This is a genomic window from Streptomyces sp. FXJ1.172 (genome assembly GCF_001636945.3).
Classification (GTDB): Bacteria; Actinomycetota; Actinomycetes; order Streptomycetales; family Streptomycetaceae; genus Streptomyces.
Window position 1 is genome coordinate 509,932 of record NZ_CP119134.1, and the last position, 26,166, is coordinate 536,097.

At 68.2% G+C, this 26,166-nt stretch carries 33 protein-coding genes and 3 pseudogenes; 23 read left to right on the plus strand and 13 right to left on the minus strand.

Features of this window, described 5'->3' with window-relative positions; all coding sequences use genetic code 11:
- Window positions 1-43: 43 nt before the first annotated feature.
- The 4 genes from A6P39_RS43990 (at window position 44) to A6P39_RS44005 (ending at window position 2,662) form a co-directional block, all read left to right on the plus strand.
- The gene (locus A6P39_RS43990; protein WP_275884143.1) at window positions 44-835 is read left to right on the plus strand and encodes a hypothetical protein; all 792 of its coding nucleotides are present in this window, start codon (window positions 44-46) and stop codon (window positions 833-835) included.
- Between the two features lie 219 nt (window positions 836-1,054).
- Window positions 1,055-1,252, plus strand: a complete 198-nt coding sequence (locus tag A6P39_RS43995; protein ID WP_275884144.1) for a hypothetical protein — start codon at window positions 1,055-1,057, stop codon at window positions 1,250-1,252.
- 160 nt (window positions 1,253-1,412) lie between these two features.
- Entirely contained in the window at window positions 1,413-2,273 is an 861-nt protein-coding gene (locus tag A6P39_RS44000) for a replication-relaxation family protein (protein ID WP_275884145.1), read from the plus strand.
- A gap of 92 nt (window positions 2,274-2,365) precedes the next feature.
- Window positions 2,366-2,662 (plus strand): hypothetical protein, encoded by a 297-nt coding sequence (locus tag A6P39_RS44005; protein WP_275884146.1) that lies wholly within the window; start codon window positions 2,366-2,368, stop codon window positions 2,660-2,662.
- Window positions 2,663-2,752: 90 nt separating this feature from the next.
- Here the strand turns inward: A6P39_RS44005 and A6P39_RS44010 are convergent, their stop codons facing one another.
- Window positions 2,753-2,974: a hypothetical protein gene (locus tag A6P39_RS44010; protein WP_275884147.1), complete on the minus strand. Its 222-nt coding sequence runs from the start codon at window positions 2,972-2,974 to the stop codon at window positions 2,753-2,755.
- A gap of 95 nt (window positions 2,975-3,069) precedes the next feature.
- Between A6P39_RS44010 and ku the strand changes: the two genes are divergently transcribed.
- Window positions 3,070-3,993 carry a non-homologous end joining protein Ku gene (ku, locus tag A6P39_RS44015; RefSeq protein WP_275884148.1) on the plus strand — a complete coding sequence of 308 codons (924 nt, stop codon included), beginning with the start codon at window positions 3,070-3,072 and terminating at the stop codon, window positions 3,991-3,993.
- Between the two features lie 11 nt (window positions 3,994-4,004).
- On the opposite strand, the gene A6P39_RS44020 is transcribed toward ku, so the two are convergent.
- On the minus strand, window positions 4,005-4,328 hold the full coding sequence (locus A6P39_RS44020) for a DUF6233 domain-containing protein (RefSeq protein ID WP_275884415.1): 324 nt from the start codon (window positions 4,326-4,328) through the stop codon (window positions 4,005-4,007).
- Between the two features lie 106 nt (window positions 4,329-4,434).
- Here A6P39_RS44020 and A6P39_RS44025 point away from each other — a divergent pair, with 106 nt between their 5' ends.
- Window positions 4,435-4,653: a LexA family protein gene (locus tag A6P39_RS44025; protein WP_275884149.1), complete on the plus strand. Its 219-nt coding sequence runs from the start codon at window positions 4,435-4,437 to the stop codon at window positions 4,651-4,653.
- Entirely contained in the window at window positions 4,650-4,850 is a 201-nt protein-coding gene (locus tag A6P39_RS44030) for a hypothetical protein (protein ID WP_275884150.1), read from the plus strand. Before A6P39_RS44025 ends, A6P39_RS44030 begins: the two co-directional genes overlap by 4 nt.
- A gap of 27 nt (window positions 4,851-4,877) precedes the next feature.
- Here A6P39_RS44030 and A6P39_RS44035 read toward each other — a convergent pair whose 3' ends face one another.
- Complete coding sequence (locus tag A6P39_RS44035; protein WP_275884151.1) at window positions 4,878-5,150, minus strand: hypothetical protein; 273 nt, start codon at window positions 5,148-5,150, stop codon at window positions 4,878-4,880.
- A gap of 101 nt (window positions 5,151-5,251) precedes the next feature.
- Here A6P39_RS44035 and A6P39_RS44040 point away from each other — a divergent pair, with 101 nt between their 5' ends.
- Window positions 5,252-5,470, plus strand: coding sequence for a hypothetical protein (locus A6P39_RS44040; RefSeq protein WP_275884152.1), 219 nt, complete (start codon window positions 5,252-5,254; stop codon window positions 5,468-5,470).
- A gap of 216 nt (window positions 5,471-5,686) precedes the next feature.
- Here A6P39_RS44040 and A6P39_RS44045 read toward each other — a convergent pair whose 3' ends face one another.
- Window positions 5,687-6,304 (minus strand): TetR/AcrR family transcriptional regulator, encoded by a 618-nt coding sequence (locus tag A6P39_RS44045; RefSeq protein ID WP_275884153.1) that lies wholly within the window; start codon window positions 6,302-6,304, stop codon window positions 5,687-5,689.
- 154 nt (window positions 6,305-6,458) lie between these two features.
- Here A6P39_RS44045 and A6P39_RS44050 point away from each other — a divergent pair, with 154 nt between their 5' ends.
- Window positions 6,459-7,319, plus strand: coding sequence for an enoyl-CoA hydratase/isomerase family protein (locus A6P39_RS44050; protein WP_158916987.1), 861 nt, complete (start codon window positions 6,459-6,461; stop codon window positions 7,317-7,319).
- A gap of 300 nt (window positions 7,320-7,619) precedes the next feature.
- Entirely contained in the window at window positions 7,620-8,462 is an 843-nt protein-coding gene (locus tag A6P39_RS44055) for an IS5 family transposase (RefSeq protein ID WP_275884154.1), read from the plus strand.
- 24 nt (window positions 8,463-8,486) lie between these two features.
- On the opposite strand, the gene A6P39_RS44060 is transcribed toward A6P39_RS44055, so the two are convergent.
- Window positions 8,487-8,717: a hypothetical protein gene (locus tag A6P39_RS44060; RefSeq protein WP_275884155.1), complete on the minus strand. Its 231-nt coding sequence runs from the start codon at window positions 8,715-8,717 to the stop codon at window positions 8,487-8,489.
- Window positions 8,718-9,287: 570 nt separating this feature from the next.
- Here A6P39_RS44060 and ltrA point away from each other — a divergent pair.
- The 4 genes from ltrA to A6P39_RS44080 all read left to right on the plus strand — a co-directional run bounded on the left by ltrA (window position 9,288) and on the right by A6P39_RS44080 (window position 12,506).
- Complete coding sequence (ltrA, locus tag A6P39_RS44065) at window positions 9,288-10,547, plus strand: group II intron reverse transcriptase/maturase (protein ID WP_158916677.1); 1,260 nt, start codon at window positions 9,288-9,290, stop codon at window positions 10,545-10,547.
- 446 nt (window positions 10,548-10,993) lie between these two features.
- Window positions 10,994-11,377, plus strand: a complete 384-nt coding sequence (locus A6P39_RS44070) for a hypothetical protein (RefSeq protein WP_275884156.1) — start codon at window positions 10,994-10,996, stop codon at window positions 11,375-11,377.
- A complete protein-coding gene (locus tag A6P39_RS44075; protein WP_275884157.1) occupies window positions 11,374-11,721 on the plus strand; it encodes a hypothetical protein in 348 nt (115 codons plus the stop codon). Before A6P39_RS44070 ends, A6P39_RS44075 begins: the two co-directional genes overlap by 4 nt.
- A 599-nt stretch (window positions 11,722-12,320) precedes the next feature.
- Window positions 12,321-12,506, plus strand: a complete 186-nt coding sequence (locus A6P39_RS44080) for a hypothetical protein (RefSeq protein ID WP_275884158.1) — start codon at window positions 12,321-12,323, stop codon at window positions 12,504-12,506.
- On the opposite strand, the gene A6P39_RS44085 is transcribed toward A6P39_RS44080, so the two are convergent.
- Window positions 12,499-13,401 carry an ArsR/SmtB family transcription factor gene (locus A6P39_RS44085; protein WP_275884159.1) on the minus strand — a complete coding sequence of 301 codons (903 nt, stop codon included), beginning with the start codon at window positions 13,399-13,401 and terminating at the stop codon, window positions 12,499-12,501. The genes A6P39_RS44080 and A6P39_RS44085 overlap by 8 nt on opposite strands.
- Before the next feature lie 358 nt (window positions 13,402-13,759).
- Here A6P39_RS44085 and A6P39_RS44090 point away from each other — a divergent pair, with 358 nt between their 5' ends.
- Entirely contained in the window at window positions 13,760-14,341 is a 582-nt protein-coding gene (locus A6P39_RS44090; RefSeq protein ID WP_275884160.1) for a peptidase inhibitor family I36 protein, read from the plus strand.
- 20 nt (window positions 14,342-14,361) lie between these two features.
- Here the strand turns inward: A6P39_RS44090 and A6P39_RS44095 are convergent, their stop codons facing one another.
- Window positions 14,362-14,646 carry a replication-relaxation family protein gene (locus tag A6P39_RS44095; protein ID WP_331454239.1) on the minus strand — a complete coding sequence of 95 codons (285 nt, stop codon included), beginning with the start codon at window positions 14,644-14,646 and terminating at the stop codon, window positions 14,362-14,364.
- A gap of 41 nt (window positions 14,647-14,687) precedes the next feature.
- On the opposite strand from A6P39_RS44095, the pseudogene A6P39_RS44100 reads away from it, so the two are divergent.
- Together A6P39_RS44100 and A6P39_RS44105 are read left to right on the plus strand one after the other, a co-directional pair.
- A pseudogene (locus A6P39_RS44100) lies at window positions 14,688-14,963 on the plus strand (hypothetical protein).
- Between the two features lie 74 nt (window positions 14,964-15,037).
- A pseudogene (locus tag A6P39_RS44105) lies at window positions 15,038-15,118 on the plus strand (DUF6207 family protein); the annotation flags it as partial.
- Window positions 15,119-15,723: 605 nt separating this feature from the next.
- Here A6P39_RS44105 and A6P39_RS44110 read toward each other — a convergent pair.
- Together A6P39_RS44110 and A6P39_RS44115 are read right to left on the minus strand one after the other, a co-directional pair.
- Window positions 15,724-15,963 (minus strand): hypothetical protein, encoded by a 240-nt coding sequence (locus A6P39_RS44110; protein ID WP_275884162.1) that lies wholly within the window; start codon window positions 15,961-15,963, stop codon window positions 15,724-15,726.
- A gap of 142 nt (window positions 15,964-16,105) precedes the next feature.
- Window positions 16,106-16,345 carry a cold-shock protein gene (locus tag A6P39_RS44115; protein ID WP_158916577.1) on the minus strand — a complete coding sequence of 80 codons (240 nt, stop codon included), beginning with the start codon at window positions 16,343-16,345 and terminating at the stop codon, window positions 16,106-16,108.
- Window positions 16,346-16,648: 303 nt separating this feature from the next.
- Between A6P39_RS44115 and A6P39_RS44120 the strand changes: the two genes are divergently transcribed.
- On the plus strand, window positions 16,649-16,846 hold the full coding sequence (locus A6P39_RS44120; protein WP_233273129.1) for a toxin-antitoxin system HicB family antitoxin: 198 nt from the start codon (window positions 16,649-16,651) through the stop codon (window positions 16,844-16,846).
- Complete coding sequence (locus A6P39_RS44125) at window positions 16,843-17,139, plus strand: hypothetical protein (protein WP_158916575.1); 297 nt, start codon at window positions 16,843-16,845, stop codon at window positions 17,137-17,139. The genes A6P39_RS44120 and A6P39_RS44125 overlap by 4 nt, the downstream gene beginning before the upstream one ends.
- Before the next feature lie 136 nt (window positions 17,140-17,275).
- On the opposite strand, the pseudogene A6P39_RS44130 reads toward A6P39_RS44125, so the two are convergent.
- Both A6P39_RS44130 and A6P39_RS44135 read right to left on the minus strand, forming a co-directional pair.
- Window positions 17,276-18,189, minus strand: a pseudogene (locus A6P39_RS44130) (IS982 family transposase).
- An 86-nt stretch (window positions 18,190-18,275) separates the two neighbouring features.
- Window positions 18,276-19,214: a helix-turn-helix domain-containing protein gene (locus A6P39_RS44135; RefSeq protein WP_275884163.1), complete on the minus strand. Its 939-nt coding sequence runs from the start codon at window positions 19,212-19,214 to the stop codon at window positions 18,276-18,278.
- Window positions 19,215-19,469: 255 nt separating this feature from the next.
- Between A6P39_RS44135 and A6P39_RS44140 the strand changes: the two genes are divergently transcribed.
- The 3 genes from A6P39_RS44140 to A6P39_RS44150 all read left to right on the plus strand — a co-directional run bounded on the left by A6P39_RS44140 (window position 19,470) and on the right by A6P39_RS44150 (window position 23,249).
- Complete coding sequence (locus tag A6P39_RS44140; protein WP_233273724.1) at window positions 19,470-19,751, plus strand: hypothetical protein; 282 nt, start codon at window positions 19,470-19,472, stop codon at window positions 19,749-19,751.
- 1,131 nt (window positions 19,752-20,882) lie between these two features.
- Complete coding sequence (locus A6P39_RS44145) at window positions 20,883-21,359, plus strand: PDZ domain-containing protein (RefSeq protein ID WP_275884164.1); 477 nt, start codon at window positions 20,883-20,885, stop codon at window positions 21,357-21,359.
- A gap of 378 nt (window positions 21,360-21,737) precedes the next feature.
- Window positions 21,738-23,249, plus strand: coding sequence for an NHL domain-containing protein (locus A6P39_RS44150; RefSeq protein WP_275884165.1), 1,512 nt, complete (start codon window positions 21,738-21,740; stop codon window positions 23,247-23,249).
- A 55-nt stretch (window positions 23,250-23,304) separates the two neighbouring features.
- Here the strand turns inward: A6P39_RS44150 and A6P39_RS44155 are convergent, their stop codons facing one another.
- Complete coding sequence (locus A6P39_RS44155) at window positions 23,305-23,826, minus strand: hypothetical protein (protein ID WP_275884166.1); 522 nt, start codon at window positions 23,824-23,826, stop codon at window positions 23,305-23,307.
- Between the two features lie 43 nt (window positions 23,827-23,869).
- On the minus strand, window positions 23,870-24,967 hold the full coding sequence (locus A6P39_RS44160) for a hypothetical protein (RefSeq protein ID WP_275884167.1): 1,098 nt from the start codon (window positions 24,965-24,967) through the stop codon (window positions 23,870-23,872).
- Between the two features lie 413 nt (window positions 24,968-25,380).
- On the opposite strand from A6P39_RS44160, the gene A6P39_RS44165 reads away from it, so the two are divergent.
- A complete protein-coding gene (locus A6P39_RS44165) occupies window positions 25,381-26,157 on the plus strand; it encodes a hypothetical protein (protein ID WP_275884168.1) in 777 nt (258 codons plus the stop codon).
- Window positions 26,158-26,166: the final 9 nt, after the last annotated feature.

Genomic DNA, 26,166 nt, shown 5'->3' on the forward strand with positions numbered 1-26,166 from the left:
CTTCACCCGCGAGCCTGCGGGAGCCGGAATGAGAATCGGGGCGTTGGCACCCCGTTCCCGCGGCCGCGCCCCGGCCGCCAGGCACCCGCATTGGAGCGCCACGTTGCCCTACGAGGCCCGCGATCTGAACCTGACCGATCCGACGAAGGGCTACCTGAACTTCGTCCTCTACACCGAGCCCCAGCGCGGCGCCGTCACGTCGTCGCTGAACGCAGTGCTGGACATCGAGGCGCAGCAGGCCGTGACACCACACTTCCAGGAGTGGCTGGGCAGGCTGGCGCGGTGCGAGCCGAACGCGCTGCACTGCACCCTCGTGGGGTCGAAGGAGATCCCGGGCCTGTTCCACCCGTGCGTCACGGAGGACCCCAACAGCCCGTTGGCAAGCAACGGCTCGGGCTGCATGTGCCGCCGGACCTTCTACGACCCCGAGTACGGGCTGCCCGTCGTCGGCCAGCACTTCAAACAACGACGCGAAGGCGGCACGGACCAGTGGAGCTACACGACGTACGCCCCGCTCGAACTGCGACCGGACGACGTCTTCAGCCGCTTCTACACCGGCCGCGGTCTGTTCTGGGCCCGGACGGACAAGGGCGTGCTCTCGCTCCTTCCGCAGAGGAACGGCCTGGGCTACGAGATCGGGTACAACGGCGGCGGCCCGCACGCCCTGGCCGCCTACCTCACCCAGGTCGCCACCACCGACGGGCAGCACACGACCGTCGGCGCCCAGTACGAGGACGCCCACCCGGCGATCCTCGCGTGGACGCAGAGCAAGGCGGCGGACCGTGGCACGAACGAGCTGTCGCTCAGCGACCTCCAGGCCATGATGGCGAGCTGACCGCCGACCGCTGACCCCGCTGGCGCCCACGGACCAGATGTCCGTGGGCGCCAGCGCATTCGCTTCCTCGAGGGCCCCGGAGCCCTCGTGCCCGTCTCACGGGACGACGGACGAAGTCGCTGGAGCGCCTGTCGGGACGCGGGCCGCGCGAGCGCCCCTGCGGGCGACGGAGACGGCGAAGGTGCAGGGGAGCGAACCCACCCAAGCACGGAGGCCCCGATGGTCTACCCGACCTTGCCGCACCTCTCGCCGGAGCAGCGCGAGCGCCTGGAGCAGCTCGCCGACGCGGCCCGGCTGCGCGCGGCGCTGTACCCGTCGCCGAAGCCGCCGCCCGTCCGGCGCCGCTCCCGCTCACGGCAGTACCCCGGTGGCCGGCCGAACCCGTGGCGCTCCGTGCGGGGCCGCCGCTGGGGATGAGTGGGCACGGTGGCTTCCACAGGGGGAGATCGTCAGGTTCGGGGGCCCGGTCCCCTCCACGGCCGGGGGCCGGCGCCCGGCCGCTGGCCGGTCGCGGACGACGGGAGGGCGAGCCTGATGGCGGGCAAGCCCTTCCTACGCCACCGAGGTCGCGCTCCCGGTGAAGGGCACCTGGAAGAACCCCGCGATCGGCAGCGCCCGCGCCGACGTCGTCCTGACCGCCCCGGAGGCCGGGGTGCCGCTGCTGTTCATCGAGGCCGACAACTGCACCGAGGAAGCCGTCCTCATCGCCCAGAAGTTCGACAAGTACGCCCGGTTCTTCCAGAGGCAGGAGAAGGACACCGACGGCATCGAGAAGCCGCTGTGGCGCACCCGCTGGTCCGCACCCGCCTGTGATGAGTACGAGCGGGTGCACCCGCCGGTCCTGCTCGTCTTCCACCAGGTCGGCCAGCGCTCCGCCAAGAGCCAGATGGCCCGGGTCGCCGACCTCACCCGCCACCACTGGCAGGGGCGGTGGCATCCCGAGGGCGGCTACCACTCCTACGACCGCTGCATCCCGATCGTGGCGACCACGCTGCAGGAGCTGCGCGCACACGGCCCGGTCGGGCCCGCCTTCTGGCGCTTCGGCCGGGACCACCGCCAGCCGCTGCTGGACGCGATCGGCAACGCCCGCCGGGACACCTACCTCGCCCACCGCCGTCAGGCCGCTCGGGAAGAGCAGCGGCGCCGTGAGGAGCGGGAGGCCGCGGAGCGGGAGGCGCGGCGGCCGGTGTGCAAGGACTGCGGGCAGAAGTTCACCGATGCCCGATGGGAGGCGATCGGCTACACCCGTGGCTGGGGCGAGCGCGAGTCGCATCCGCACCTATGCGAGGACTGCCAGGGCCGGGCCGTCGCAGCCGAGGCGCAGGCCGAAGCCGACGAACGCGAGCGTCAGGAGCAGGAGCGCCTGCGCCAGGAGGCAGAGGAACAGGCTGCCGCCGCGCAGAAGGCCGGCGGCTGGCTCTCCCGCTTCCGCACCTGACCCGGGCAAGCCGCGGCGACCGACCACGCGGGCAAGCCCAGGCGATGCTGGGCAAGCCCGCGTTGTCGGTGGCGGGTGCAACGCTTGGTCGGATGAACGGCGATGAGCAGCTGCTGAACGGCCGGGTCTACGGCGCGGAGCACGACGACCCCAACCCGGGCCCGCGTCCGCACCGGACGTACGCCGCACTGGTCGGCGGTCCGCTGGACGGGCTGCTGCTGGACATCACCGGGTGGCGGCCGGAGGAAGTCGACGACGGCGTGGCCCTGTCCACCGAGCTGTCACGGTGGCCCGGCGGCCGCGCCCTGTACGACCCGCGTTCCGGCGAGCCCCGCACCCCGGGCCCGGGTATCAGCTGCCGCTTCTACTACTTCGGCGACACACCCTGACTACGGCGCTTCACCACGGCACCGGGCTTCTCCCACCGGAACTCCGCGTCTGGCCTGAACGTCCTTGCCATCTCGTGAACTTGCCCTCCATTACCCCGGCGGCGCCCACACGTCAGGCCCGGAGCCCCGCCACTCCACCCAGTCCGCGCTCGCCACGTCCTCCGGATCGAGGTCTTGTGAGCCGGTCCGGTTCAGGAACTCGACGATGTCGTACAGCGTGTAGGCCATGCCCACGAACCGGCTGCCGACGCGGACGCGTCTGCCGCCGTCGTCGGCCGGCGGGTAGACGACGACCTGCGGGATCTCGGTCATGCTGCCAGGGTGCGACGCGCGCCGGGAGCGCGCATGCGGGACACCAGCACCGTCCGTAGTCTGATGGTGCTCGGGGCTATCACGGAGGTTTACCGATGCCCCGAACCATATGGTCAGGAGCCATCAGCTTTGGCCTGGTGACCGTGCCGATCAATGTGGTGAGCGCGACCGAGGACCACTCGATCCGTTTCCACCAGTACCACCTCGAGGACATGGGCCGGGTCCGCTACCGGAAGGTGTGCGAGCTGGAGGACCGCGAGGTCGACCAGTCCGAGATCGGCAAGGGGTACGAACTGACCCGGGACCGGCTCATCCCGATCACGGACGAGGAACTGAGCAACCTGCCGCTGCCGACGGCGAAGGCCATCGAGATCGACGCCTTCGTGCCGTTGGAGGACATCGACCCGATCCGCATGGGCGCCGGGTACTACCTGGCCGCCGGCGGGCAGGTCGCCGCCAAGCCGTACAAGCTCCTGGTCGAAGCGTTGCGCCGCTCTCGCCGGGTGGCCATCGCGAAGTATGCATGGAGCGGCCGGGAGAGGCTGGGCGTGCTCCGCGTACGCGGCGACGCCATGGTTCTTCAGGAATTGCTGTGGCCAGATGAAATTCGCGATCCCACCGAGCTGCTCCCCGCGCCGACGGAAGTGTCGGAGGAGGAGATCGAGGGCGCGCTCGCCCTGATGGACACCATGACGGTCGACGCCCTTGAGGGCGAGGAGTTCACCGACCGGTACACCGAGGCGCTCGGCCAGATCATCGAGGCTAAGCGGGAGGAGCAGCCGCTCCCCAAGGTGCCCGAACCGGAGCAACCGGCCCAGGTCCTCGACCTCATGGCCGCGCTGAACGCCTCCGTGCAGCAGGCCAAGGCGTCCCGGGGTGAGAAGACCGGTCCGGCCGAAGTGCACGAGCTGCCGAAGCCGAAGAAGAAGGCGCCCGCGAAAAAGCAGCCGGCCAAGAAGACCACGGCGAAGAAGACGACCGCCAAGAAGTCGACAGGCCGCCGCCCGCGCAGCGCCTGACTGCTCCGACGCTAGTCCAGGATGCCGAGTGCGGTGTCCGGCCGGCAGTGGGGGCATGCCGGCACCTCGCGCCGTAGCGCGTCGAGTACCTGCTGCCGGGTCGCCGGCCGGCACCGCCCGCTCGTGGCCGCCGTCCAGCAGCTGCCGGTGTGCACGGCGTCGACGTTGCTGCGGTTGAGCCCGTACTGGATCAGCCACTCCGGCTCCGGCGGCCGGCTCTGCTCGCCTTGCCGGCGCTCGCGCTCCCGCCGTTCCTCGTCGGCGATCCACCGGTCGATCAGGGCCAGCTGCCGCGCGGTCTGCTGCTCGACGACGCGGCGGGCGAACCGCAGCATGTCGAGGCGGGTCGGCGGGTGATCGTCGTGCACTTGGGTTTTCCTCTGCACTGCGCTGGCGTGTCTCGCCTTGCCCAGAAAATCGAACATGCGCTCTAATCTCAGTATGCACCGCGTAGACCACCTCACCGACACCCAGGAGCGCATCCTCCGCCACATCCGGCAAGCCATCGCCGACCGCGGGGAAGCACCAACCATGGCGGAGATCGGCGAGGCGGTCGGCATGCGTTCCCGGGCATCCGTGCACTACCAGCTGGCCGAGCTGGCAGCGAAGGGCGCCATCGTCCGCAACCCTCACCGCTGGCGCGGGATCCGGCTCAGGTGACGCGCGCCGGCCGCTACCACCTCCTGCTCGCCACCGGCGGCCGACCGGTACAGCACGGCTGGTGGCATGAGGAGAAAACCGGGCGTCGGAACTTCGACACGTGGGCCCGGGAGTACAGCAGCATGCCGGACCCACAGGTCACCCTCACCGACGAGGAGACCAGCGAGACGTTGGCAGAGTGGCCAGAGGCGGACTGACCCTGCCGCTCAGGGCGAGGCGGCCCGTCATCCTTCCTCGGGGTTCATTCGCACGTACAGGCCCTCACACTCACAGAACCACCCGTGGCCGTCCGCGAGGGTACGGGCTCCCTCGGTACGCATACGGGCACCCATGGGGAGCACGCACGACCGGACCACTTCTCGCTGCCGGTCCGTCCCGAAGTGGCTGGCCGCCAGTTCCACGCTCTCGGCCATGGCCGTGGCGGCATCGTCGACGGTCGCGAAATCGGCGCCCGCCATCCCGTCCACCTCCCACGCCCACGACATCCGCACGCCCACACCCCCAGCGTAGGCATGCCCCTTTCAGGCGGCGCGTTGACGACCTGGCCCGAGGAACCGTGAGCGTCTGCCATCCTGACGGAGATCAAGGAGGCGACGCCATGGCCCACCGCCCGTACCCGAGCCGCGACCGCGCACGGAAGCAGCTCGACCGGCGCTGCTTCGAAGTGGGCCCCGCCGTCCCGTCGCGACCGCTGACGCAGTTCGAGTGGCAACTCCTCGACGGCACGGTCACCATCGTGACGACCGTCGAGCCCATGACGGCAGCCCTGCACCAGATCGCGCCGCCGGCCGGCGAGTACCGTCTGTCGACACGCTGACCCACCGCCCTGGCTTAGAGGTCGCGCAGATAGGTGCTGTGGGGGCCTCGGCGGCCCCGCACGGCTGGGCGTGGACACCGTCCGCTTCGGCCGGATCGACACCCCACTCCTGGACTCGCGGCCGGGGCTGGACTCCGACGACGCGATCACCGCCGCCGGGGCGATCACTCCTTTCGGCCGCTTCGGCACCGCCGAGGAAGCCGCCGCCTCGGCCCTTTACAACGGAGCGTCCGTCTGCTGGCGTGCCGGGGTCGAGAAGGCGGCGAACGCAGCGTCCAGCAGGTTGCCGAGGTCCTCTTGGCCGTCGCTCGCACTCCATTGCCCGAGGACGATCCACAAGATTTCGAGCGCCGCCGCTACGCGTACGTTGGCGATGACCGATGACCCGTCGGTCGAGGAGGTTGTCTTCTGCAGTCGGGCGACGATCTCTGGTCGCCATTCAGCCTGCTTCTCGCGGAGGCGTGCGCACAGGGCTGGGGTCTGCTCGATGAGACCGAGGATCGTCACGAGTTCCTGGACGTCGCGCACGAGGAACCTCACGGCTGACTCCAGGGCGTTGCGCAGCCTGCTCCAGTCGTCCTGGTTGGCCCGCTCGGCATCGAGCGCGTCTGTGATGACGTCACCGACAGGGTCGAAGACGAACAGGACCACGTCTTCCTTGGTGCCGAAGTAGCGCAGGAAGGTGCTCCGCGACACTCCGGCGGCTTCGGAGAGGTCGGCGAAGGTGACCTGGTTGAAGCCGGTGAGGCAGAACCGGTTGAACGCGACGCGGGCCAGCTCTGCTCGCACCGCGTGGCGGCTGATCTCACGGGTACCGACTGGCGCTGCGCTCATGGGGACGAGTGTACTCCGACACACTCGTTTGCTTCTTCGGATACAGGTTTCTAGTCTGATACTCAGTGTCAGGCGCGATGCCGAGCTTCGCGACACTGCCCCCAGGCGGCGGCCCGGTCACGGGCCGTCTCTTACCGCGACATGGAGCCACCTCATGAGCTACGAAGACCTTCCCGCCCTGACCATCGACGTCTCGGACGGGGTCGCGACGGTGACAATCGATCACCCGCCGCTCAATCTGATGGACGGGGTCCTCCTGCCGTCACTCCGGGCATTCGTCGCGCGCGTGCGGGACGACGCCGACATCCGCGTCATCGTCTTCGAGAGCGCTGACCCGGAGTTCTTCGTCGCGCACGGTGACATGGCCTACCTCACCGACCCTGACGCGCTGCCTGCAGCCACTCGCGCTGCGATCGCGGCCGCACCGAACTCGACCATTCCCGAGGGCCTGAACATCCTCCAGGCGATGAGCGAGGAGGTCCGCTCGCTGCCGCAGGTCACCATCGGCAAGCTGGCGGGCTTCGCGCGCGGCGCGGGCAACGAGTTCTTCATGTACCTGGACATGCGATTCGCGGCGATCGGCAAGTCGGGGCAGGGGCAGCCGGAGTCCTTGATGGGGATCCTCCCTGGAGGCGGCGGCACGGTGAACATGACGCGCCTGGCAGGAAGGGCCCGCGCGCTGGAGCTCATCCTCGGCGCCGAGCTCGTGGGCGCGGAGCTCGCGGAACGGTATGGCCTGATCAACCGTGCCCTGCCCGCCGCAGAACTCGATTCCTTCGTCGACACCCTCGCCCGACGGATCGCCGGCCTCCGGCCGGAGGTGATCTCCATCACGAAGGCTGCGGTCGACGCGGTCGCGCCTCCGGTCCCTCATGCGGCGTATGCCGTTGAGAACGAGGGCCTGTTCGCGGCGTTCGGCGATGAGGTCACCGAGCTCGCCCACAAGCTGCTCGCCGCTGGTATCCAGACCCGCGAGGGCGAACGGGACCACGAGCGCATCGCCAACAGCATCTGAGTGCCCAAGCTCTCGCCATCCGTGCGCAGAGGCTCCGTGGGAAGAGTTCCTCAGCCATTGCCGGCAGGCGCGTTGTCGAGTGGTCAGGTCGACCACCCTGGTTCGCCGGGCCTGTCGGGAACACGACCGGCTGAAGCGCCGGAAACGGCGGGCAGGGGAGTGGATGGCGCAAGTAGCCGTAAGCTTGACAACGCTGTTCGGCCGCGCGGATAGGCGCGGTTGGGAAGGGTAGGTAGCCGAGCGGGCACAGGTCCCGTTGATCATGGAGTTGCTGACGCTCCGTGATCACCGAGGAGACCCGTGCCTGCGCTTCCGGCATGGCTGACCGAGCCGCTCTGGGACCAATTCGCGGTCCTGCTGCCCGAGCGGCCGGAATACCACCCGGACCATCCACTTGGCTGCCACCGCCGACGTATCAGCGACCGGATCATCTTCGACAAGATGCTGCAACTGCTGCGCTTCGGCTGTTCTTACGAGGCGATCGCCGACACAACCTGCTCGGCCACCACGATCCGCAGCCGCCGCGACGAATGGATACGACTGGGCGTCTTCGCCCGACTCAAGCAGATCGCGCTCGACGCCTACGACCGGATTGTCGGTCTCGTCCTCGACCAGATCGCCGTAGACGGCTCCATAACCAAAGCTCCAGGAGGCGGTGAGGTGGCCGGGCGTTCCCCGGTCGACCGCGGCAAACAGGGCCTGAAACGCTCGGGCATGACGGACGGATACGGCATTCCACTGGGTCGTGTTCTGGCCGGCGCCAACTGCCATGACTCCCCGCTGCTCGCCCCGACCCTGGACCGCCTGAACGACCTGGGTCCGTTGCCCGACGAGGTCACCGTCCACCTGGACGCCGGCTACGACTCGAACAAGACCCGCACGATGCTCGACGACCGCGGCCTGCGCGGCCGCATCGCGCACAAAGGCGAGAAGGCGCCCATCCAGGCCAGTCAGCGCTGGCACGTCGAACGCACCCATGCATGGCAGAACGCCTTCCGCCGGCTCGCCCGCTGCTACGAGCGGCGCGCCCCCGTCGTCAATGCATTCTTCGACCTCACCGACACGATCATCACCGTGCGCAGCCTGATCCGGCGAGCATGGATAACTCACCGCTGGGACGAACGCCCGAACCGCCGACCATGACCGCACCCCTTTCCGCGCCACCTCTTATTCGGCGGGGTCCTCCGTGGCGTGCCGGACCGCCCGTTTCACGGCCTGCTCCAGCTCGTAGCGGTTCTCCCCGGACGCCTCAGCGTGTGCGGTGACGGCCCCCTGCGCGGCCTCGGACGCCTTGAGCCAGCGCGCCCACTGCAGGTTGTACTCCTGGCCGACCAGGCCCGCGAGCTTCGCGCGTTCTTCCTCGGCGGATCGTTCCAGCTTGATGTGTGTCCTGAACATGGAAGGAAGTTGGATGTAGGAGCAGTTTCCGGAAATGGTGCTGTGTGAGAGATGAAGGTTTTGTGGCCCTTCGAAGCCGCCCTGCGGGGGGAGGCTTCAAACTGCCTCATGCTGCGTTAGCTGAAGACTGTCGTGGTGAGCGATGAGGAAAAGGCGCCGTAGGAGGCGTCAGGTGGGGACCGGAAAGACGAACGCAAGTGAATCGCTGCTGACGTGTCGAAATGGAACCAGACGACATCAAAACCGGGGCGGATCATGAGTTCCGGGATGAGCCTGGCGGGTGCCTGTCTATTGGCCAGGTGGTGTCCGGCATGGAGGCGACGTGAGTCCGGTCTGCGGCTCTCGCATGGAACAGGAGAAGGCAGGCGCTGATACGCCCTGACGCAGGTCGGGGGAGAGGGAGTGCCCCAAGCGGCGGACACCGTAAGGGGTCGAGTACCGATGCGGCGCCTGCTGGCAGACCGGTCCGTAGTAGTGATGAAGCCCCTGTAATGGGGGTGGAGCGAAGGGGCCGGGTCGTTCGTGGCTGAGTTGATCACATCAACCGGGCGAGAGCCCGGGAGGAGTGCGATGGACCAGTTGAAGTCTCAGGTCAAGCCGTTTGATATTTCGAAGTGGGAAGTCAAGGAGGCATGGGAGGAAGTCAAGGCAAATAGGGGCGCATCCGGCGTGGATGGGCAGAGCATCGACGAATTCGAGAAGGACCTGAGGAGCAACCTCTACAAGGTCTGGAATCGCATGTCGTCGGGCTCATACTTTCCGCCACCGGTGCGCGCGGTGGAGATCCCCAAGCCGCATGGAGGTGGCACGAGAATGCTCGGCATTCCCACTGTCGCCGATCGTGTGGCTCAGACCGTGGTTTCCCGGCATCTAGTGAGAAGGGTGGAGACTGTTTTCCACCCGGACAGCTACGGATACCGGCCTGGACGGTCTGCCTTGGATGCGGTGGAAAGGTGCCGGGAGCGTTGCTGGAAGCGGGACTGGGTGGTGGAGTTCGACATCGCCAAGTTCTTCGACAGCGTGCCCTGGGACCTGCTGGTCAAGGCGGTGGAGGCTCACACTGATGCCGTATGGGTGAAGTTGTACGTGCGCCGGTGGCTCACCGCCCCGCTCGTCATGCCCGACGGCTCCCTGCTGGAACGGGACCGCGGGACCCCGCAAGGGGCCCCGGTGTCTCCCGTCCTGGCGAACCTGTTCCTGCACTACGCGTTCGACGCCTGGATGGCACGGGAGTTCCCGGGCATCTGGTTCGAGCGCTATGCGGACGACGCGGTACTGCACTGCGTCACCGAGCGCCAGGCCCGGCAGGTGCTGGCCTCGCTCAGGGACAGGTTGGTCGAGGTCGGGTTGCAGCTGCACCCGGACAAGACCCGGATCGTCTACTGCAAGGACTCGTACCGGCGCGGCTCCTATGAGCACACGTCGTTCACGTTCCTCGGGTACACGTTCCGGCCCAGGAAGAACCGGAATCGGCACGGCAAGCAGTTCCTGTCGTTCGAGCCGGCCATCAGCAGGCAGGCCCTGACCCGGATCGGTCGGGAAGTGCGTTCGTGGCAACTGCACATCCACACCGGAAGTTCCTTCACAGACCTCGCCCGCAGGATCAACCCTGTGGTCGGGGGCTGGATCAACTACTACGGACGATTCCGCCCGTGGGAGCTGATCGCCTTCCTGATGCGCATCAACGCCTACCTGGTGCGTTGGATCCGCCGGAAGTACAAACGGCTCGCAGGCTACCGCAAAGCGCTCGCGAAGCTCGGGGAGATCGCGCAGCGGTACCCACGCATGTTCGCGCATTGGCGCCTGACCGCTGTCGCCTGCTTGATCTGATGGTCAGAACGACAAGAGCCGTGTAACGGGAGACTTTTACGCACGGTTCCGTGAGAGCCGAGGGGTGAGATCCCCCTCGGCTACTCGATCAACTCATCGGGGACCTCTGTCACGGCCGGATCCTAGACGGCCTTCACGGCAGCCCGGCTCTCGGGGCCACCGGCCGATCGGGTACACCCGCCCCGACCTGGAGAGGCTGCCCATCCCGGGCCCTGTCGGCCCGCGTTCGGGGTGACCGTGTCTGGGCCGTGTGGGGTACGGTCGCGCCATGACGAGCCCGCGCCCGCCCCGTACGACCTGGGAGTACTGCCTGTCGGCCGCCGCAGAGCTGGTCGGGTGGCACCTGCCGCAGGACGACCAGGAGCCGCAGCCGGCCGCCCAGGAGACGGCGGTGCTCCTGGCGGCCGCGGTGCACGCGCTCGCGGCCGACGCCGGGGTGGGCGGCGGTGCTCCTGGCGGCCGCGGTGCACGCGCTCGCGGCCGACGCCGGGGTGGGCGGCGCGCAAATCGCCTCCCTGCCCCTGGCGGCTTCCGCCGGACAGGACAGCCTGCTCACCACGCTGGACACTCACCCGCTGTCTGCTCTTCAGGCCTGTCCCGCCGACGAACTGGGCGGCGGGGAGCGAGAGCAGCTGCTCGCCGCGTACGGCACTACGCAGTGGTCCGCGGTACAGGCAGCTGCGCGGACGGTTGTTGAGCACCATGTCCAGGACGCCGCCGGCCACGGCTGTCCGTACCCGTCCGTCAGCGACCGCGCGTTCGCGATGGCGGCCGCCCGCCGCGAGCAACTGCTCGACGACCTCGATGCAGTCGCGGTGGAGCCGTGGTGACATCGGCGCAGGACGTCGCGGAGCGCGTCGTCGCTGCTCGGGTGGGACAGTGCCGTATCACGCCGGACGGGGATGAGGCTCGTATCGTGCACGACGCGGAGGCCTGGTGGCTCGCCGTCTCCGTGGACATGGCCTCGGGCGCCGCCCTGGCTCGTGCCGGCACCATCCACGCAGACGGCACCCACCACACCCCCTACGCCACCAGCATGCCCGCCCCGGCCGAGGACACCGACGCCGTCGTCCTGGCGGTCACCGCCGCCCGCGAGGACCTGGACGGCACCGCGAGCTGGTATCGCGAGCGCCTCTGCGTCGGTGGCACCGTCTGGCTGTGCTTCGACGGTTGACTCAGCCGCCTCCCGCTGGAGTGCCAGCGCTGTCGGGCTCGTGCCGGCCACCGCCTGATCACCGATCTCGCAGCCGGCCTCGCGATCGTCCGGTGCGCGGCTGGACACGTCACCCGCGATCCTCGGGTGTCGCCTGAGGGGATCATCGAGGTCATCGACCGCCACGGACACAACGCCCCCGGCGACGTCGAAATGACCGGGTTCAGCACAAGGCAGCCCTGACACCTGTTGAAGGCCGAGTCGCCGACCGATGGCCCGCTGAAGTGCTGATGCCCTGGGGCGGGGGAGCGGTGTGCCGTATGCGGCCGGCGTGGCGCGGGCCGGTCGGCGAGCGTGCGGGAACGTCAACGACCCGCACGACTCTCCGTCACCACCGAATGTGCGACAGGGCCGTTCGTTTGATAGACCCCCCGAAGCACCAGTCACGCCAGCCCTTTGACCTGCCACTTCAAGTTGGCGGAGGCTCAAGGAGTACGGCACCGAACCACAGCGCGATGCGGTCACGTGCCGGATTCTGGCGACCGCTGTCCATCTGCTGCTTGATCAGCTCGACACGGCGGAAGGGGAGGTGCCCGGAGCATGACGGCGAAGCCGAGCGCGTGGTGTCCTCGGTCTGCGCCTGGCCGCCCCGTGGTCGGCCGGGGGCGCCCGTGTGGCTGCGGCTGGTGTCCGCGCCGGAGGACAAGGCGTCGGGGAAGTTGTGGGACGGCGCCCTCGACGCACGGCACGCCTTCGGCGATCTCAACGGGCACCGGCCCGCACTCCTGGCCGAACGCGTCACGTGAGGGGTGGCTGGGTCGCGGTGAGTATGTCGAGGCCGAGGGGGGTGCACCAGTGCCAGACCGTTTTGCCCTCCCGATGGGTGGTGATCAGTCTGGCTTCACGCAGGGTCCTGGTCTGCATGGAGGCGGCAGGTGCGGTGATGTCAAGTGCCCGGGCCAGGCCGGTGGTTGTGTGTTCCCGGGTGAGCAGGCGGAGCATCAGGGCGCGGGTGGTTCCCAGCAGTGCGGTGAGCGGGTCGGCGGTGGTAGGGGCGTCCTGGAGCGGCAGTGGGGTGACGGCCGGGTAGACCAGCAGTGCCGGACCGTCGCGTTGGACGGCGACCAGAGGAGGGGCGGTCCACAGCAGTGAGGGCAGTAGCACCGCCCCGACTCCGCCCAGCGCTATCTCGCGGTTGTGCGAGTGGGGGATTTCAAGGGTCATGCCGTTCCACCGGATGCCGGGGGACAGGCTGGTCAAGGTGGCCAGCAGCCCGTGTTGGGCCATGAAGCGGGTGCGCAAGGCAACTTCGGCGTGGAAGCCGCTTAGGATCCGGGGCCAGGCGTCGGCGAGGACATGGTGGTAGGCCGCGGTGATCGACTCTTCGAGGCTCTGCCAGGCCTGCTGGTCGTGGCCGGCGAGTCGGCGGATCCATTCGGTTCTCGCCACGCCCGCCCCGCAGACTCTCTGAAACTCCGCCAGTGCGAAGGCCGGTGAGGTGGAGCGGACCTTGTTCAGGCCGTCGGCGAGGCCCGTACTGACAGGGTCCAGGAAGAGCGGGCCGACGCCGGTGGGGGAGACCAGTTGCAGCATCGGCCGGGCCTGCGCCGGAAGGGTCTGCCGCAGACGGTGCCGCCATCGGCCGAACACGGCGTCGGCATCGCGGCGCTTGAGCGTCATCAGGGCCAGTGACAGCTCCATCAACGGTGCCGGATGCGTGGCGACACGGACGCGTAAGAGGTCTTCTGCCGTGAAGCGCACCCTCAGCACGCGCTCCTCCGTATCCGTTCCCAGACTTCAGCCACAGCTGAATGCATCGCATGTCCCCCCGGACGGCTTGGACGATGTGAGGCGCACCAATCAGTATCCGCCGCGGCGGATCGGGGAGGCAGGGCTGGATCAGCCACTCGCCGACCAGGGCCGCCGCGGTTGGATCGGTCGCCGGGCACACGACACCGGGGGTGCCCGGCGACCGCGCGGTCCACACCATCCCGGGACCAGTTCGGCGGACCCTCCGCTGGAACGGGACGACACACAAGGCGGAACATTGAGAAAGCAGATGCTCAGCAAAGCGAAGGCCGGGCTGGCCGCGGTCATGGCCGGCGGGCTGCTCACGCTCGGGGCCGGCATGGGAACGGCTCACGCCGCTCCCACCGGTGAGGCCTTCACGCAGCAGGCCAGAGCCGCACACCTGACGCAGGCTCAGACCAAGTCGCTGAGGTCGGAAGTCGACCGTTATCTGAAGGCGACCGGCGGAAGACAGGTCGCCCTCAACGAAATCGACCTGGGCGGCAAGGGGAAGGTGCTTGTCGCCATCCCCGGAGAAGCCCACCCACGGGACTTCGCCTCCGGCGCTGGCATGCGCCCCGCCTACGACCCCTGCCTCCAAGGGAGCCTTTACAACGGGTACTTCTGCGCTTACAGCCAGGCCGACTACCAGGGCTCCGAGCAGCAGATGTACTACTGCCAGAGCTACGCCATGAACTTCGGGCGGGGCGGGTCATGGATCAACAACCAGACCCAGGGCCGCCAGGCACGTATGTACGGCAAGTACGGCGACCTGCTCTACACCACCCCGGGCGCCTACAGCTCGGACTCCAACGGGGACTGGTACTACGTGTGGTCCGTCAGGCCCTGTTAGGACCGGCGGTGACCGCCGCCTCACCGCGGGCGGCGGTCACCGGTCACTTCACGCTCGTAGGAGGTGAGCTTGGCGGCGAGGCGTTCGGGGTCCATGGTGGCCCGGTCGACTTCCACGAATGCCCGCAGCATTGACCCGTTGTCGCCGTCGGCGGGACCGCGCCGGTAGTACAGGAGGGCGTCGGGGATGACGGCTTCGCCGTTCCCGAGCGGGTGGTGGACCTCGGGGATCCAGTCCAGCGGCCGGACAGCTTGCCGCGGCGGCGGGCGTCCTCGACAGCTCGCACGAGGGCGAGCGGTCCGGATCGTGGCAGGAGAACCACACCCCGGGTTGCGAGGCTGACCGTATGGACAGCGACGATGAGCAGCTGCTGCGCGGCCGGGTCCACGGCCACTATGCCGACGACCCTCACTCGGGCCCGCGCCCCGGCCGTGCCTACGCCGAACTGGTCGGCGGGCCGCTGGACGGGCTGCTGCTCGACATCACCGGCTGGACGCCGGACGCGAACACGGGCGTCTCCCTCCAGACCGAGGTCGGGTAGTTCGGACCCGGCGGGCGGGCGCTGTACGACCCGCGTCCGGGTAACCCGGCCTGCTGGGACTGGGGTGGCGACAGCCCCTGATGGCCCTCCACTCGGTCGGGTGAAGACACGGTACGGGCGGAACTTCCTTTGGGCGCCGGGGCGTAGTGCCGTGCATGGACCCGATCCACGACACGCACGTGAGCGAGCCGGGCCTGGTCGTCGTCGATGTCGCGGCCGCCGACGACGAAACCGCGCCGGCCGCCTCCGGTGAGGCCGCACCACAGTGACAACCCCGCTGGGACACCGGCCGCCTGCAGGCGAACTCCCGCACGGCCGGCAGGCGGCACGGCCGCACAGCTGCTGCGCAACGGATGGCGGCCCGCTCACACCGCAGCGGCCTCCCTCTCCTGTTGCCTGGCCTTCGCCTGAAATCATGTCAAGAGCCAACTAAAGTTAGACAAGTTGGACTTTTGCGCTTAGATCCACGCCCGCGTACGCGAGGGAGAACTTCACCCGCACGGCTCGCTGGCGACTCGCCAGTCACCCCTCGAGGACCGAAGCCGGCACATCGCAGACGCGCCCGATCCCGCCGCACTGCCGGTGCTGTCGCCCGAGCGGCCTTCGATCCCGTACCCGAGGTCTGCAACTGTCGGCGACGCGTGAATCAGCCGTCGCCGACAGTCCTCCAGGTGCTCGAGGGATGAGCGGTGCGGCAAGCCGGATCACTCCGCATGGAGATGCCTCACGAGCAGGGGCCGGCGAACCGAATCCGCAGTGAACTACCCCTAGCTGGGCGTGCAGGAGGGCAAGAGCGAGAAGCCAGAACTGGTCAGCAACCTTCAGCGTGGAGGGTGACTGTTCAGAGCCAGGGGGGAGTGGGTGAACCGTCCGGGTCGAGTCCGTATGGCCACCTGTTCTTGAGGAAGGGGTGAGGTTGGCCGGTGTTGGCGGCCTGCCGGTAGAGGGTTTCGGCGCTCTCCGAGTCCCCGGCTTCCTCCCGCATTCGCGCTAGGCTGGCCAGCCATTGGCCGTGGCCGGCGTCGGCGGCCTGGCGGGCCAGGGTTTCGGCGCCCTCCCGGTCCCCGGCCTTCTCCCGCATCCGCGCAAGGGAGGCCCGCCCGGCCGGTCTGGCCTTCAACCACGGTGTCACCGCGGCCCGCCGGTGCTGCGAGCACAGGGTCCGCGAACTGGCCGCCGCACTGCACGCGGCCTGTACGGACACCTCGCACCACTGGCCCACGCTATGCCGGCAACCCCGGCCTGACCCCAGCGCCGCCCTTGCCGTGGCAGATGTTGTCCGCGCGGACGCCCGCGGCGTCGAAGGTGAGGTCGAACTCCACCGGCTCGCCCGCGAGCAATCTCCCGTCCCCAGGACCCCGAACCGCTGACCGGTACGCCACGGCCTCCGGCCCTGCGCCGTCCTGCACGATGCGGCCCACACCCCGTTCAGGGTCGAACCACTTCACGACTCCCACAGGCACGTCATCACCCCGCATGGTGGCCGATGGATGATCGTCCAGCGTCCACTCGCGCGAGACAGACGGCAAAGGGCGCGGCCCCGGTCGCGCGAGGCGCGAACCCGGCGCTCGTGCCAGCCGTCACCCCTGCCGCCACCGGGCATGCGCATTCTCGGCGGCGGCAGGGATCACCCATGCATGCGTAAAGCACCACACACAAATATTTCCCCTGAAACGTCTAAATCATACCTATTCCGGCAGGTCAGCGGCCTGGGGTTCAGAAGCGGTCACTTACGCCACCGAGAACCGGTGGCTACTCTTGCAGTCATGTCTGTCACCACCATGACCCTGCGCATCCCCGATGATCTCGCCCCCTCGATCAGGGCAGCCGCTGCCGAGGCCGGCCTGAGTGTCAACGCGTACGTCGTGCGCGCCGCCCGCCGCTCCGCGACCCTCGACGCCGCGCAGCAGCTCGCCGCGCTCGGTCTCGGCGACGACTTGGCGGGCGAGGGCGACACCCTGTGAAGCGCGGTGAGATCTGGGCCCTCCCCGACGGCCGCAACGTCCTGATCATCAGTCTGACCGGGCTGGAAGAGTCGTACGGCGCTGTGCTCGTGATCGTGCTGCACGAGAGCGGCCGGTACCCCGATACGGCCATGTCGGTGGTGATCGGCGATCCGATCCCGTGCACCGCGGTCGCCGTCAACATCACGCAACTGCGGACCACCCGGTTCGAGGGGGCCAAGCTCCTCGGCCCCGTCGATGCTGCGGCCATAGCCCGGGTGGACCAGGCACTACGCGCCGTCCAAGATCTCTAGTGCCGTGACCGAAAACGATCACCGGGGTGTGAGCAGGGCGTCTACAGCGGTGGATGTCGCGCAGGCCAACTCAAGGTGAGGCCACGGCCTGTCAGTTCCCTGCTCTAGATGAATGAGTCCAAGGGGTGTCTCACGATCAGTGGTCGTAAGCGATCAGCGACCTTTTGACCGGCTGTTCGGTGTGGTCGTTGTGCCAGATCACCGCTGTGAGGGCGAAAATCCGGCACAGGATCCGCGCAACGACACCGGCCGGGCTCTTGCCGCCGTGTCGTTCCAGGTCGAGCTGGCCCTTGAAGGTCTGGTTGATCGACTCGATGACCTGCCGCAGCGACTTGAACAGGTGTGCTCCGACCCGCCCAGGCTCGCCCTTGCGGGCTGGTCGCAGCAGTACCAGGCGACGCTCGGTCAGGTCGTGTTCGAACTCGCGGCCGTAGTAGTTCTTGTCCCCGATGATCGTCTGGCCCGGGTGGCAGGCGACCACGTCCGGCGCGGTGTCAAGCATGTCGCGCAGCGTCTCGCGTTCGTCGGCTTTGGCTCCGGTGAGCGCGAACAGCACCGGCAGGCCGCCGAGCGTGCACACCAGGTGCAACCGCAGGCCCCAGAAGTACCGGGAGTGCGACGCGCAGTAGCCGTACTCGGCCCATCCGGCCAGGTCCGAGCGTTTGGCCGTCTCCCGGGAACAGCCGCAGCCGACCGGGGTGGAGTCGACCACCCACACGTCGTCACTCCACAGCAGGTGTCCTGCGCCAGCATCCTGATCATATGCGTGACCAGCTCGGATGCGTTGCGGAGCCGCTTGTTGTAGCCAGACTGCTGAGGCAGGTACGGGAAGAGGTGCCGGAAGTCCCGGCCGGCGCGCCGCAGCCACCGCCGCTCCGAGGTGTAGCCGAGCAGCGCCGACATCACCGCGACAGTGACCAGTTCGGCGTCACTGAGCGTGGGCGGGATCCCGACGGCCGGACGCCACGGTGCCAGATGCGGCGAAGCCTTCAACGTGTCGTCGATCCTGACATACAGTGCCGTTGCGAGGGTGTCCAAGTCTGTCATCACACACCGACATTGGACGCCCCCGCGCTACGTGCGCAGACCACCCCGTGGACCCATTCAGGGATCGAGAGCGGTCTGCACTGCGGTGACTATGCGGCGCGGTCATTTCGCAGGGCCTGGATGAGCCAGGGGTACACCGGAATCAGGTTCGGTACTACCTGCCAGCCGTTGACGATCCACACCAGCCGCCAGTACCGATCCACCCTGGAATCGTGTGCTTCTTCGAACTGCTGGGCCATCCAGTCCCGGAATTCCGTGTCCGGGGTGCGCGCGAACACCTCGGCGAAGCGGTGCACGAGGTCGTCGATGACGGGTACGACCCTGTTGCTGAGCGGGTCGATGCCCGACTCCATGGCGTCGGCCACCTTCTGACGGGTGAACTTCATCAGTTCCTCGCCCGCTTCGCTCTCGATGTCGAGCGGGCGCCCGGCGGCCTGCCACATGGCCATGCGGCGCATCCGGGCCCGGAAGTCTTCATCGCCGACCAGCCCGGCGAGCTCCACCCACGCGGCGATCTGCTCGCTGGACGGATCATCGGGAAGGTCGGGAGTGGCAGCGCGAACCATGGCCACCGCAGCCGGATCGGCATCCGCTGTGCCGAAGGTGCCGTCCATGAAATCGTCGATCAAACGTCGGCGTTCCTCGCCGGACAACTGCGTGAGCCTGTGCATGAGCTTGATCTCCTCGGGATCGGACCCGCGTCCGGCCACGACTCGCAGGACATTCCGACGCAGTTGCAGCACCCGGATCTGGACGTCCATGGCGTCGGCGTGCGCCGAGGCGACTTCCGCCACTGAGAGCTCGCGGTCCAGTACCCGTTGAATCGTGGCCAGGTCCATGCCCAGCTCGCGCAGTGTGCGCAGGAGTTCCAGACGAAGCAGTGCGTTGAGGTCGTAGAGCCGGTAACCGGCGGGACTTCGAGTGGTCGGCGCTACCACCCCCGAATCGGAGTAGAACCGGATCGTCCTCACAGACAAGCCAGTCCGCCGGGACAGCTCCCCGATCGAGTAGAGGGTCGTAACGTCCATGTCCCCAACTCTGCTGTCTCCAGTCACTGGAGACTCAAGGCTATTGCCCATCTGGGGCGCCGACCGAGACAGCCTCCGAGTTGCCGAGCACGCGTCACGTGGTTTCCGCTGACCGCCAGGACGACCGGCACGCCGTGCACTCGCGGGGCAGCAATGGCAGCGACGTGTGCCACCGTTCGCCGACGGTCTACGGCTACAAGCCCTTGGACTCATTCATCTAGAGGCTTGCCCGGGAACCGGCGACCCGGCTACGCCATGGCGGCCGCCGCGCTCAACGAGGACCAGGAGCCCGAGCCCGATGAGCCCCTGGGGTGGCAGCCGGTCTGGAAGCGGCCCCGGAAACCGAAGTCGAAGGCGGCGAAGAAGCAGGAGCTGCGCAAGCAGCGGCGGCGACTCCAGGACGCCGGACGGCGCCGCCTCGCCGCCTCGCAGTCGCGCCGGCCCCGCTCCCGGCAGAACCGGATCGGTAACGCGGCCGCGCGCCGCGATGCCCGCGCCCTGTCGCGGCTGCGGCACTCCAACGCCTGGCTGTGGTGACGATGCCGGGCATCGTCCACCGGGTGGAACCCGCGATGTTCTGCATCCGGCGGCGATGCCCGACATCGAGTGCGCTCACTCGGTGGATTCCATCCGGTGGGCTCCACACGTCAGGGTCGTGTGGCGTGCTCTCCATGATGGATATCGCGTTGATCACTGCCGGGCAGATGTACCGCTACCACCAGCGTCACGTTGTCGCCAGCGACGGCCGTCGACCGGCACGCACGCCACTCGCTAGGCCCAGGAGGAGGCCGGGGTCCAGGCTGGGCGTTGTATGGGGCGGGGCCTTGCCGTCCTCGATGAGCCTCCGGCGTGGGAGCCGGTCTGGAAGCGGCCCCGGAAGCCGAAGTCGAAGGCGGAGGAGAAGCGGGAGCTGCGCAAGCTGCGGCGGCGGCTCCAGGACGTCGGACGCCGCCGCCTCGCCGCCGGGCAGTCCCGCCGGCCCGCCCGATATCGCGGCCGTGGCCGAGCTGTGCAGTTCTGGTTCCAGGTAGGAAGACCACGGGCGGGGAGGGGCTCACAAGCTGCTCTCCGCGCTGCACCGGGGTGCGTACGCCGGGGCACAGGCGCACATTGGGCATCGGTCGGGTGCCAGGGGGTGTTGTCGCTGGCATGCCTGGTGGGCAGTGCCACCGGTTCACTTGATGGATGGGTTTGGCCGCCGCAGGCGCGGACGGGGATCTGTCGGCATTCAGCATGGGAGCAGGCACCCCGGCGTGCACGTTCGCTTCGTCCATGCACGCCGGAAAGGTTCTCTGTCCAGCGAGACGATGCAGGCCCTTACCGGTACAGGCGATACGGCACCTGCGGGGGCTGGCAGATCTACGACACCCGCCTGCAGCGGGCGGTCGGTAACAGTGAAGGGATGATGATGTCATGCGCAGATACATGACGTTATGCACGGTGCTTACGCTCGGAGGGAGCCTGCTATTGGGGGGGAAGGCGGCTGAGGCCACCACCGGGGCGACGCCTACCCGGACCATGGCGGTCCGGGTGGTGACTCCCCAGTCGGCTGTTCCCGACCTTGATGCTCCTGGGCCGGCCAAGCCTGTCGATTTTCCGCCGGACCAGCAGTGGCATGGCCCGGGGAAGGTCACGATCCGGGCTCCGCAGTACACCCGCATCACCCAGGTGGACTGGAGGTGCAGGGGGCTCGCCTGCCCGGCGGCTATTGCCGCCGACGGCTCGTCCGCCACTGTCGACATCCAGGGCGGCTACAGCTGGATCTGGCCGTGGACGGTCTACGTTGCCGCCAACACCGATGCGCCCCTGGCCGGCGGCCGGTTCAGCGGGAGCCTCACCGCGGAAGGCGTGACGGTGCCCCTGGACGTCAACATCACCCCGGGCACACCGGGCGCCTTTGGCGGGGTGACCGGCACCGTCCCTGGGGGAGGGGGTGTCCGAGTGCGGTTGATTGACCCGGCCTCGAATGCCGCGGCCGCAGGGTTCATGGTCAACGACATCATCACCTCCGTCGACGGACAGTCCGTCACCTCGTCAGGGGCCTTCAATGTCGCCCTCGCAAACAGGCGAGCCGGGAGCACCGTGCCGGTGGGCATCAGGCGCAACGGCACCCCCATGACCCTGCAGTACACGATCGACCAGTAGGCACCATCGGCCCACGGTCCGCCGGCCTCTGTGCGACCCGGAACCTGGCCGTGCAGCACTGCCCTGCGTCCGCCGTGTCCTCGCTGCCCAGGAAGCAGCCAGGAGACGGTGATGAGACCGGGCGTGGCATTGGCGGGGTTGGCCGCTGGCCGCCGGAGACTCCCAGGTGTTTCGCCCCGGCGCGGGATGTCGCCGAGCCGGGCAGTTTCACGTTCGGGCATGGGCGGAGCGACTGCCAGCCGCGGTTTGATGCTCTGCCGCCTCGCTCTCTGAGAACGACTCGGCAGTGGATCAGCCGGCCTCCACGTCCTGGTGGCCCCTTGGGGTTGTCTGAACACCTCAGTAGTGAACCTGCAGTTGAACGGCGAAGGGATGACAATGAGCACTGCTCAGACCGCAACCACGGGTGGTGAGGATTCTCAGCCTCCGATCCGCACGGTCGCGGGGACCGGGGCTGAAGGGTTCAAAGGGGACAATGGGCCTGTCGCTGCGGCTGAGTTGAACCGCCCGTACGGGATCGCGGTGGACAGCACCGGAACCCTCTACTTCTCCGACAGCGACAACCACCGGGTGCGGAAGGTCACCACCGACGGCAGAATCCGCACGGTCGCGGGGACTGGGGTCGTGGGGTTCAGCGGGGAGAACGTCTCCGCCACCTCGGCGCAGTTGAATGGCCCGCGCGGGGTGGCCGTGGACAGCGCCGGCGCCCTCTACATCGCTGATGCCGACAACCACCGGATCAGAAAGGTCACCCCCGATGGAAAGATCAGCACGGTTGCCGGCACGGGCACCGAAGGGTTCAGCGGTGACGGCGGCCTCGCCACCGCCGCGGAGTTGAGCTACCCGTACGGGATCGCCGTGGACAGCGCCGGCACCCTCTACTTCTCCGACAACAACAACCACCGGGTCCGGAAGGTCACCACCGACGGGAAGATCCACACGGTCGCGGGCACTGGGGTCGTAGGCTCGAAGGTGGACGGCGATGCAGCTCAGCTGAACGGCCCGTATGGCGTGGCGGTGGACAGCACGGACGCTGTCTACATCGCCGATTCCGAGAACCACCGGATCTTGAAGGTCACGCCCGATGGCGAGATCAGCAAGGTCGCCGGCACGGGCACCGCGGGCTTCGGCGGTGATGGTGGGCCAGCTGCCTCGGCGCAGCTCGACTTCCCACTGGGTGTGGTGGTGGACAGCGCCGGCGCCCTCTACATCTCCGACCACAACAACCACCGGGTCCGGAAGGTCACGGCGGACGGCAAGATCCACACGGTCGCCGGCACAGGCACCGAGGGGTTCGGCGGTGACGGCGGCCCGGCCACTTCGGCGCAGTTGAACTACCCGCTCGGGCTCGCAGTGGACTGTGTCGACGCCCTCTACATCGCCGACTATGTCAACAACAGGGTCCGGAAGATCGTCTCGGTAGCCGGGCTGCCCACCCCGGGCACGGTGGTCTGCTGGGCCAACGTCCGCAGCAGGCTGCGCATGGCGGTCGCGCGTGAGTCCACCAAGGACGGGGCCGAGATCCACCAGGCCCTCGCCGCCGCGAGGGACTGCCAGCGGTGGCGGCTGGTCGTGACGGGTGAGGATGGCGGGGAGGTCCTTTACCGGCTCGAGAACGTGCGCAGTGGCAGGGTGCTGGAGGTTGTCGGCGGGCAGGAGTGGGCGGGCGCGGTGGTCGCGCAGCGCGCCTACGCGGGTGATGAGGCGCGCCATCAGCAGTGGAGGCTGATCCCGGTGGGCTCGGTGAACGGCAGCCCTCGGGTGTACGAGATCGCCAACTGCCACAGCGGTCTGCTCCTGCAGGCCGACACCAACGCCCGTGCGGCGATCAGGCAGGACGGGGCGGAGGGCGACCACCGGGGCCGGCAGTGGCAGCTGCTTGCCGTGTGATGCGCGAAGGGGGTAGGGGCGGCTTCGCCCCTACCCCCTCACATGGCGCGGGTCGCTACTGGGAGTTAGACGGATTGTCCGGCTTGTTCGGCTTGTCCGCGGTCGCCTTGGGAGCATTGCCGGCCGCCGGTGCCTCGGGCTTCGCCGGCGTCTTCGGCATGCCGGAGTACTTGCCCTTGTCCGGCTTGTTCTGCAGGTCCTCGTTCTTCTTCAGGCCGGGGTCGTCCGCGATCGTCGTCTTGGACTGCGTCATGCCTTCGGACGCCGCCGTGGACACCGAGCCGAGGTCCTGGGCGTACCCCTGGGGGCTGGCTGCCGTCTGGGTTTGCTGGATGAAGGAGCTGAGGAAGCCCATGATGATGCGGGCTTCGGGCGACTGCTCCTGCACGGTCTTCGCGCGGGAGGTGGCTCCGTGGATCGCATCGGCGGACAGACTGGTGCTCTTGTCGTCGAACGCCCCCTCCGTGGCTTCTTCGAATTGGTCGGGGTCCGCGCCCGGCTGGGCCCGGGCGCCGTTGGTCACGGAGAAGAGCCCCGCACTGTGGCCGGCGAAGTCGAAGATCTTGTTGAACACCATGGTGGTCACCTCTGCTCGTCGTCATGGTGGTGCCGGCGCAGGGTCAGGGCTGTTTGTACTGCGTTCGGTCGCTGTCGGTCAGGCCCTGGCTGTCGAACATGGTGTGCAGGACGTCCAGGACGGAGATGACCTCGGCCAGTCCGTGCAGGTGGAAGCCGCCGGCGACCAGGTCGAGGATGCTGATGGGTCGGGCGACCGTCTGGGCGAGGCCGGGATAGGTGCCGGGCTGCGGGGGAGTGAGGACCGCCACGGGCGCGGCGTAGTGCACCGCGATGAACCCGGAGAAAGTCACCGGGATCTCGTAGGAGTAGTGCTTGTGGCAGCGCCGCTGGGTGACGAGGGTCTCCACGCGGCCGTCCGGGGGAACCTCGCCGGAGATCTGCGACTTCGACGCCCAGCTGGTGTGCAGCGAGCCGCTCACGGAGCCCTGGATGCCCAGCGCCAGCGAGGCGTTGAGCCCGGCGGTGCCGGTGGCGCTGCCCGTGGTGGTGAAGCCCACCGATTCCGTCACCGCGTTCGACATGGAGTTCGTCGCCGCGTTCCGTACCGCGTTCTCGGTGGTGTTCGCGTTGTCCGCTCCGACGTTGTCCTTGCTGTTCTTGCTGGTCTGCGTGTTCGCGTTCTTGTTCGCCACCTCGTTCTGGCACTGGGCCTGCATCTGCTGCTGCAGGTCCATCCGCAGCTGGTTCTGCAATTGCAGCTGCAGCTGTGCGCCGATGCTGCCGCCGAAGGTGAGCTTTGCATCCGCCTGGAGCGACCACTTGATGTCGTTGGACACGGTGAAATCGACCGAGTCGGTGAAGGTCATCTTCGACGTCTGGCTGCGGTTGACGTACGTGCGGGTGGAGCACATGTCGGGCGGGGGCGGGCCGATGTCGCAGCGCTCCTCGATCAGCGGCGCCCCGAGGTCCATGTATGCGATCCAGCCCAGCTTGAACGCGGTCAGAGAAGCAGGAAAGGTGCCGTAGCGCTGCTTGTTCACGGAGAACCCGATGGGCTTGTGCCGCACACCGTTGTTGTCCACGTAGACCAGGCTGGGGTGGTTCAGGAGGGAGGGCCAGTCGATGTTGAGTTCCTTCAGGTTCTTCAACGTCAGCGGCTGGCGCTTGGTCCGTCCCAGGTTGTACGCGGTGGAAGACATTGCCCATCCTCGACTGATGCGGCCGAATATCGCTCGATAAATGTGAACGGAATGTGCACGCGTTCCGGCAATCGAAGCTAGCACGGCCTGCAAATCCCTGGAAGACGTCACAGTCCAACACCCTCAATCGAGTGACGAAGAACCCTTTTCTCTCCTCAACTGCCTTTCAATAGCGCTAAGTTCGGGAAGTGTCGATCGCGTAGCCGGCACCTCGGACAATTCTTCCTGTGCTGCCGGTATTGAGTGTGGCCGTGAATAGCGGATGACGTTTCCGGCCGCGTATGTGCTTCGAAGTTTTCTGGTCGAACGTGTTGATGGTGCGGTAAACCCGTGGCCGTGACCGTGGTGATTTATCGGCCAGCCGCTGACTGCCCGACCCGTTGTTCCACAACCAGAACAGGTGAGGTTTCGCGATGTACACCCAAGAACGCACCACCATGTCGAATCTGGTGGTCGGCGGCCCGGTAGCAGTGAACAGCTACGACAACGCGATCGTGGCGGCGCTGGTGGAGAACCGGCCGGTCATGCTCGTCCACGCCTTCAACGGCGGCTACCTGCGGCCGGCCGAGCTCTCGGATTCGGTCCACGACAAGGGCATCGAGCTGGCCACCTCACTGGACGATGCCACCAAGGAGGCCAAGGGCCACCTGTGGTACATCACCCCCGCCGGCTTCTTCGGCCAGCGCCCCCTGTACTTCCTGGAGAGCGCCGCCGGCCAGGCCACACCCACCCCCACGCCCGCCGTCGCGGGCCAGGCCTCGCCCGCCCCGGCCGCACAGGCGCCGTCCGTACCCGTCGCGAGCCAGGCCGACCCCGGGCGCGGGGATGACGGCATCCCCAAGCCGCTGCGCCGGCGCGTCACCGTGCACCAGGACGCCCCCCAGAGCACGGCCGACACCGTCCAGGTGGGCCTGCCCGACAAGGTCGACGACGCGTGGCGCGGGAAGAACGGTGCACCCGAGGACACCCAGCTGTGGGTGGTCACGGTGACGCCGTGGGGCGGGATCACGTTCGTGCCGATCACCCACCCCGACACGATCCTCGGGTTCAAGGACCACGCGGTCGCGGCCGACAGCGAGGTGCGCGTCACCTACAACTGGGGCGGCGACTTCACGGGCACGGTCATCAACACCTTCTACCCGCGGCTGGCCAACGAGTGGAGCGTCCCCTACCACCACGTCTTCACGTGACCGCCGGCC